Raw genomic sequence first — 8414 nt, 5'->3', positions numbered from 1 at the left:
CCGGCCTCAGCTTCGCGTAGGAAGCCGATGATCTGCTCTTCGGAAAAGCGCTTCTTCACGTCCAATCTCCTTCTCATTGAGGATTGGACTCCAAACCGCTTCGCTACTCAATCTCGGGGGGACGTCGTTCCGATGTCAAACGTGAGCTTTCCACCAATGTCAGCCGCTTGATCTACGTCTTCAAAATTCCACGAGTTCCTACCACCAGTCAGGTAGTACGCAAGGCCTGCCGTCTTTTCCATGTACCCATTGATGGCCTGACTTATCGCGTTGTTGCGTTTTTCAGAGAAGGCTTGCAAGCCAAGCTTGTCCATCTCCTTGTAATCCGAGAAAAGGCCCAGCAGAACACTGATCTGGTTCATGCTTGCCGCACCAGCTACAAGGTCCTTCCCCCCGGTCCAGAGCCCGTTTACGAACGCAGCACCAGCGACCGCTCGATTCGTCGACAACAGCCAGTCGGCTTCCGCACCGTAGCCTGCGCCACGCAATAGATCGACAGTGTTCGAACCACACTCACCAACCAGCGAACAGTACACCTTCCTTTGCAGATCTTCGGTGGAAGAGTGAATTGCCAACGTGTCAAGGTTGACCCCAGAACCGGCATTCTTGCTCGCAGCGATGAGCTTATCGGCGTTTTCCGCCATCCAGGCGTCATACTCCCCCTTATATATAGGAGAGTTATGCGATTCCAATGCAATCTTCGCAAGTGATCGCTGCTCACTGCACGCGATAGACCCTGGCACTTGGCATGCCATCATCAGCTTGTAATCGCGCTCAGCGGAGAGCCGCTCGAAGTTCTCCTTGATATCGCAGTCTTTACCTGCATCAGAACAGATAACAGTCGCCTGAAGGTACTCCATCCGCTCGTCGTGATTCAGGTAGTTGTTCTCAACGGAGTTTTTCGCGATACCCATGCCCAATGTCGCGCCAGAAATTCCTGCACCGGAAAGTCCTCCCGCCATTGCGCCGACCGCTTGTCCGAGCACCCTTACTTGCTCCGCCTGCTCGGGCGTCAACTGCCCCTTATTCTGTTTGGCGTAGTAGTCGCCCAGGAACTTCGCTGCCAACTCACCACCACCGGCCGCAAGCGCCCCACTCCCCGCCGAGCCACCATTGGCCTCAGCCAACAACGCGCCCAGCAGCGCGTGCGACAGCATCTGCATGGCCTCGCTGGGCACGGCACTCTGCTTGTTCGGGTCGAACGTCTTGCCGATCAGTTCAGCCGCATACGGTGCCAGCGCGTTGGAACCGAGCTGGCCCAGCCCCTGCCCGGACATGCCTCCCACCAGAGCGGTGGTTACCGCGCCAAGCGCGCGGCCGTAGACGCCGTCAGGAGCCCACTTCTGCTGCGTGACCAATGCCTCGGGGTATGACGGATCGAACACTTTCAGGCGATTGAACTGCTCTTCCGAAGGAAGGTCATCAAATACCCGCCTTTCTTCAACGCTCAGCCCTTCCCGATACTTGTCAGTGATCCTGTTCGCTCCAGCACTGCCAATGTCGTTGGCGATCTGCTGGCTCGTGGAAACCACCGTCCCTATCGCACCCGCCATCGCCTGCTGGTCCGCCAGCAGCTTGCTGGCATCCGGCAACGCCTCCAGCGCACGATGCGCCGCACTGGCATCGGTGTTGATACCCAGTTCCGCCGCCGTGGTCTGCTTGCCACCGATGGTGATGTTGCCTTCGGTCAGCGTTGCAAGCGTGGAGCTGCTGTCGCTGCCGCTCTCCGACATCGGCATGCCCGGGCCACCGCGCGCAGCGGTGGTGCCTTCCTTCGCGTCCCAACCGTTCATCTTGCCGCCCGCACCACCGCTGATGCTGCCGGAGCTGGCCGAGTAGTCCATCTGGTTCTGCAGGTCGCTGAAGGTCAGCGTCTGTGCAGTCAGTTCACTGTTGGCCGCGTTGGTGCTGGAAATCGCGCCGCCAATCAGGTTCACGTGTCCCGCATCCACGTGATAGCCACCGTTGCCGGCAAACAACCCACTCTGCTGGCCCACGCCCTGGTAGCTGCCCTCGGCCTTGCCTGCGCTGGCGTAGCCATCGGCATTCCACGCATTACCGAAGGCCACCTGCACGCGCCCACCCACCTGGCTGTTCTTGGACATGCTCTCGGCCATGTCCTGCAGCGATTCGATGGTCAGCGTGCCGCCGGTCTTGACGTCGATGCGGTCGGCCGTGGCGGTCGCGCCGCGCAACGTGGTGTCACCCTCGGCCTTCAGCGAGATGTTCTGGCCGGTCAGCGTGGTGTTCTGCCAGGTATTGCTGTCCGAGTTTGCCTTGCTGCTGCCCACGCTGGCTTCGGCATACACATACACGCCTGTCTGCGCGCCCACCACAACGCCAACGCCCACTTCGGCGCCGGCATTGCTGCTTTTGCTGCGGTCTGCCACGTGCGCCTTGCCCGCTTCCAGCAGGATGTCGCCGGCAGAATCCAGGCTGAGATCACATCACCGTAGCACCGTCCGATGCGCTGCTTAACTCCGAAAGAAAGAAAAGTTGTACAAAAATAGAATGCAGACCACGATCGCGAGTGGCACCTCAAAAAAAGCGAAACGGTTCCGCTGCGCCAATCGGATGATCAGAGCAATGGTCAAAACGGGAGCACCGCAAAAGCAGACCCAGAACACGGCGTCCCAGCCAGGCCCTCTGAGAAGATCATAAAGACCAAGGGAGTTTCGAGTGTTCCGGTTGAAGGTGATCGCCCCCCAATAGGCGAACATGAGAAGCCAGCCCAATCCACTGAAGCACGCCAGAAAAACTGCCCTCCGCCCCGCCCCCCTCCCTGCGCTACTCATATCTATCACCTACCAAGCTGATTGAACCTGCTCCAATCGATGACAGGCGCAAATGGCCCTTGGGGCAGACCCTCATTGTATATGTCCCCTAATCTGGAGTTTATTCTTTTTGTAGCGGGAATCCATTGGCAGAGCAGCCCACAGTCCCCAATCGGCGCATGCACCAGTCCCGATTTTCTGGAAGTAGTAAAGAACGCCGCCGCTGTATCTAGAATGGCCTTCTGCCGCTCCGGCTCTGGCTCCAGAGTCACCCTACGCGCCAGATCTTGCACGTATGAAGAATCACGCAGCGAGGTTGACTTGTAGGATCCCGTCGCAGCCTCGTAGATGGCAAGACTGTAATTGACATAGGCCTCGGGATGGGTGTTCGGGTTGTCCGGATCGTTGCCAGTGAGGGAGCCGATGAGATGGCCATACACCGGATTGAAGTGCGATTTATCCGGCATGACATGTGCAAATGAATCCCCCATTGCATGCAATGCGCGCTGCGTCTCAGGATCTTGGAGAATTCGCTTCTTCTCCTCCGGATTGTTCTCATTCCTCTTGATATCAGCAACGATCTCGCCAACCTTGGCGGTCCAATAGGACTGTGCTGACTTTACCTTCTCGGGATCGCTCAGTCCATCGAGCAGGTGATTGTACTGCTGCGGCATATCCGGCTTCAGCCCCCCCCCTAACGTTCTCATCCGTAATGGCATTGCGTGAATCTGTGTCTGGCCCCCATGCGGCCAGTGCCAGCGCACGCGCATCCTGCTCGTTGAGGCCTCCAAGATAGAGGACTACCGCCATCGTCGAGTAGTGGCCCACCTCCTCCCAGTTATTCTCCAATGCGTTCTTCGCAGCATCAGTACCAGTGGCACTGCCTGCCAGTCCCCCCTTGAAGGAACCAATGATCGCTCCACCTGCGCCCACAATTGCGCTGACGACATCCTTCTCTGGGGCGGTCAGATCCTTACTGTCCTTTCCATACATCAGTTTGGAAACAGCAGGAGCAATGGCCTCTGCCCCCCCAGCCGCGATTGCACCTATCAGTGCGTTCCTGTCTCCAGCAGAAGCAACCGCCGCACCCAACAAAGCGTGCGCCAACAGATGGGTTGCGCCTCCTTCTTCACCTCGACTACCGCCATCTTGCATGTTACGCACGGCATTTTCTTTGAAGTACTGACCAATCTGGTAGGACAGCACGGGAGCAAGTGTTCCGGCAGCGATGTTACCAACACTACCAGTAGTTCCGGCCAGGCCTCCGCTGATTGCACTCACCAGCACGCCAGCCTTTTGCAGGCGCTGGATCTCGTTCTCGGACTGCACGACTGTCATGACCAAGACTGCTTTCTCTTCGGCGCTCAGACGCGAACTGAGCTCGGGATTGGCCAAGATTGATTTCGCGTCCTCCTTCTGCTGTTTCATCACGTCGATGGCTGCGTCCATGTCGGCACGGATTCGCTGTCCCGTCGAAACCACCGTCCCTATCGCTCCCGCCATCGCCTGCTGGTCCGCCAGCAGCTTGGTGGCATCAGGCAACGCCTCCAACGCCCGATGCGCCGCACTGGCATCGGTGTTGATACCCAGTTCCGCCGCCGTGGTCTGCTTGCCACCGATGGTGATGTTGCCCTCAGTCAGCGTTGCAAGCGTGGAACTGCTATCGCTGCCGCTCTCCGTCATGGGCGTACCCGGGCCACCGCGCGGAGCGGTAGTGCCTTCCTTAGCGCCCCAACCCTTCATCTGCCCGCCTGCACCGCCACTGATGCTGCCCGAGCTGGCCGAGTAGTCCATCTGGTTCTGCAGGTCGCTGAAGGTGAACGTTTCCGCCGTGAGCTCACTGTTGGCCGCGTTGGTGCTGGAAATCGCACCGCCAATCAGGTTCACGTGTCCCGCATCCACGTGATAGCCACCGTTGCCGGCAAACAAGCCACTCTGCTGGCCCACGCCCTGGTAGCTGCCCTCGGCCTTGCCTGCGCTGGCGTAGCCATCGGCATTCCACGCATTACCGAAGGCCACCTGCACGCGGCCGCCCACCTGGCTGTTCTTGGACATGCTCTCGGCAATGTCCTGCAGCGATTCGATGGTCAGCGTGCCGCCGGTCTTGACGTCGATGCGATCGGCCGTGGCGGTCGCGCCGCGCAGGGTGGTGTCACCCTCGGCCTTCAACGAGATGTTCTGGCCGGTCAGCGTGGTGTTCTGCCAGGTATTGCTGTCCGAGTTTGCCTTGCTGCTGCCCACGCTGGCTTCGGCATACACATACACGCCTGTCTGCGCACCCACCACAACGCCCACGCCCACTTCGGCGCCGGCATTGCTGCTTTTGCTGCGGTCTGCCACGTGCGCCTTGCCCGCTTCCAGCAGGATGTCGCCGGCCGAATCCAGGCTGAGCGTGTTGCCCGCGCTCAGGTTGCCCTGCACTACGTGGATGTCGCCCGTCGTGCTGGTCATTCGACGGCACAGAAATATGCAAATGTGATTAACCACCAAAACCACCTCCCTCCTATAGAACGGAGAGGACGCAGACCGAGGCTACTGTTCAATCCCCTCTCGCTCCATGAGATGCATCAGTTCATCACCAAGTGCGCTTCCTACGTCCATCGTTACGCCAATCCTCGTTTGATAAGACTCTCTACCCAATGTTGCGAACGACTCACGAAGACATGCGAAAAGAACGTTCAGCTCATCCGCCGTCAAACTCAGTCCAAAGCAACCATCATCCATTTTTTTAAGATCCATCACTTTCCTCCAGTTCCCGGCGGATTAGTCCGCTTGGGAAGTTTAGATATGTAGTCATTCCAATCAGCTGGACGGAAGGCGGTACCTTCCGCCGCCGGATTCCTGAACACCACCGTCTTTGTGCTCTCTTGCAAATAGACAACCCGCCCATCCGCATAGTATCTGATAGAAGATGGGTTGCTAACCACGCTTTCAATGTGCTCAGCAAATTGCTTTCGTGTTCGCACCCCCAACCCAGCAAACTCTCCTTGAACAAGGACATGCTTCTCGAACGCATGACCGGCTGCAATTTCCTCCGCGATCAATTGCGTACGAAGTTTTGCTGGATCTCCTGCGCTTCCAATACCCGCGGCGGCGCCCCCCGGTTTGGCGGTTGCAACCTTTCCGCTTTTCCAAGCCGCACCAAACAGGGCCAAGTCGACGCCTGCGAGATTTCCGATCTTGTAACCTCCGGCTTCGATTGGGTTACCAGATGTGTCGCCAAAGAATGGCGTTCCCACGATCATGCGTTCGTACTTGAACTCGCCCGTAGCAGGATCACGATGATATTGAGGAGCGAATGCGAGATCTCCTAGGGCGAGCGCATAGCCCAATCCTCCCGTAACGAGTTCGGATGCGGTATCCACCGCCCCCTTCCCCATTTGCAGGAAGAATGAGCCTGTTCCTCCCCTGTAGGGTTTTCCGGCGGCAGTCTCAAGGAACCTCATGACAAGTTCTTTGCTCGTCGCTTGGTCAAGACCCAAGCCAAGGTGGCCAACATCAGTCTTTCCATATGCCCATGCCTGAGCGAACTGAAGATCACAGGCGCCATCAGCTAGCTGACATGTCGCCCACATCTCCTTGCCCTGCAATTTTGACACCTTGGCCCAGCGCTCACTTGCCGAGTTCTCGCAGGCTTCGTTGCCTTTGCACTCCTCTCGCTCCTCGGCCAATGCAGTTAGCTGCTTGGCATCCAGATAGTTATTGTCGACTGAGTTCTTCGCAAGGTTCGCCCCTAAAGCAACACCGAAGAGCTCATCACCAGCGATGCTTCCAGCCAAAACCCCAACCGCCTGCCCGAGCGCACCTACCTGCGCCACCTGCTCGGGCGTCAACTGCCCCTTATTCTGTTTGGCGTAGTAGTCGCCCAGGAACTTCGCTGCCAACTCACCAGCACCGGCCGCAAGCGCCCCACTCCCCGCCGAGCCACCATTGGCCTCAGCCAACAACGCGCCCAGCAGCGCGTGCGACAGCATCTGCATGGCCTCACTGGGCACAGCGCTCTGCTTGTTCGGGTCGAACGTCTTGCCGATCAGTTCAGCCGCATACGGTGCCAGCGCGTTGGAACCGAGCTGGCCCAGCCCCTGCCCGGACATGCCTCCCACCAGAGCGGTGGTTACCGCGCCAAGCGCGCGGCCGTAGACGCCGTCAGGAGCCCACTTCTGCTGCGTGACCAATGCCTCGGGGTATGACGGATCGAACACTTTCAGGCGATTGAACTGCTCGTCCGAAGGAAGGTCATCAAATATCCGCCTTTCTTCGACGCTCATCCCTTCCCGATACTTGTCGGTGATCCTGTTCGCACCACTGCCAATGTCGTTGGCAATCTGCTGGCTCGTGGAAACCACCGTCCCTATCGCTCCCGCCATCGCCTGCTGATCGGCCAGCAACTTGCTGGCATCAGGCAACGCCTCCAGCGCACGATGCGCGGCACTGGCATCGGTGTTGATGCCCAGCTCCGCCGCCGTGGTCTGCTTGCCGCCGATGGTGATGTTGCCTTCAGTCAACGTTGCAAGCGTGGAGCTGCTGTCGCTGCCGCTCTCGGACATCGGCATGCCCGGGCCACCGCGCGGAGCGGTGGTGCCTTCCTTCGCGTCCCAACCGTTCATCTTGCCGCCGGCACCACCGCTGATGCTGCCGGAGCTGGCCGAGTAGTCCATCTGGTTTTGCAGGTCGCTGAAGGTCAGCGTCTGTGCTGTCAGTTCACTGTTGGCCGAGTTGGTGCTGGAAATCGCGCCGCCAATCAGGTTCACGTGTCCAGCATCCACGTGATAGCCACCGTTGCCGGCAAACAAGCCACTCTGCTGGCCCACGCCCTGGTAGCTGCCCTCTGCCTTGCCTGCGCTGGCGTAGCCATCGGCATTCCACGCATTACCGAAGGCCACCTGCACGCGCCCACCCACCTGGCTGTTCTTGGACATGCTCTCGGCAATGTCCTGCAGCGATTCGATGGTCAGCGTGCCGCCGGTCTTGACGTCGATGCGGTCGGCCGTGGCGGTCGCGCCACGCAAGGTGGTATCACCCTCGGCCTTCAGCGAAATGTTTTGGCCGGTCAGCGTGGTGTTCTGCCAGGTGTTGCTGTCCGAGTTCGCCTTGCGCTGCCCACGCTGTCACGCACACCTGCCCCGGCCTGCCTCTGCCGAACATCCCTCCTAAACAAGCGTAGACCAGACGAGATGTATTGTTGGCTCAAGCACCAATTCAACCCTGGACAGACCCAGTTCAGGAATGAACTCAATACGCAAACCAGACCTTCCATCTGATTCAAACATCGAAACTGAATCCACACCCTCCGATGAGATAACAGAAACCTCCACCCCATCAATGAACATTGAAACCTGGAAAGACCTCACCAAGCTAAAGGAGAACTCAACGTCAACCGGTCCTTCCGAGCCCGCCCTATAGACGAACAGGCTAATTTCGGGGTCCACCTGAAAAGGCTCAAGCCCAAACCTCTCAAGAAATTCTTCTCGCGCTGGATATATCAGCGCCCACCTTACTTGTCGAGAAGGAATGAGGGCACTGAATTTTCGAGCACCGCCATCCATTATCTTAAAAACTTTACCTTATCATGACAGTATGCCCAAAGGGCCCAATAAGCGATGACTCACGGGCCTCGCATCTACCAAATCCGTTCGAGTA

The 8414-nt window shown here is 58.4% G+C and carries 4 protein-coding genes; all 4 read right to left on the bottom strand.

What is annotated here, in order from left to right; genetic code table 11:
- Positions 1-107: 107 nt before the first annotated feature.
- The 4 genes from MRBLST15_RS18845 to MRBLST15_RS21075 all read right to left on the bottom strand — a co-directional run bounded on the left by MRBLST15_RS18845 (position 108) and on the right by MRBLST15_RS21075 (position 7828).
- Positions 108-2390, bottom strand: coding sequence for a hemagglutinin repeat-containing protein (locus MRBLST15_RS18845; protein WP_414716161.1), 2283 nt, complete (start codon positions 2388-2390; stop codon positions 108-110).
- Between the two features lie 410 nt (positions 2391-2800).
- A complete protein-coding gene (locus tag MRBLST15_RS18840; RefSeq protein ID WP_367787336.1) occupies positions 2801-3448 on the bottom strand; it encodes a hypothetical protein in 648 nt (215 codons plus the stop codon).
- Positions 3345-5225, bottom strand: a complete 1881-nt coding sequence (locus MRBLST15_RS18835; protein ID WP_367787334.1) for a hemagglutinin repeat-containing protein — start codon at positions 5223-5225, stop codon at positions 3345-3347. Before MRBLST15_RS18835 ends, MRBLST15_RS18840 begins: the two co-directional genes overlap by 104 nt.
- 287 nt (positions 5226-5512) lie before the next feature.
- Complete coding sequence (locus MRBLST15_RS21075; protein ID WP_414716162.1) at positions 5513-7828, bottom strand: hemagglutinin repeat-containing protein; 2316 nt, start codon at positions 7826-7828, stop codon at positions 5513-5515.
- Between the last annotated feature and the right edge of the window lie 586 nt (positions 7829-8414).

The sequence above is a fragment of the Stenotrophomonas sp. LST15-1-1.1 genome (genome assembly GCF_040815575.1).
GTDB classification, from domain to species: Bacteria; Pseudomonadota; Gammaproteobacteria; order Xanthomonadales; family Xanthomonadaceae; genus Stenotrophomonas; species Stenotrophomonas lactitubi_B.
This window is presented reverse-complemented; position numbering and strand designations above follow the sequence as displayed.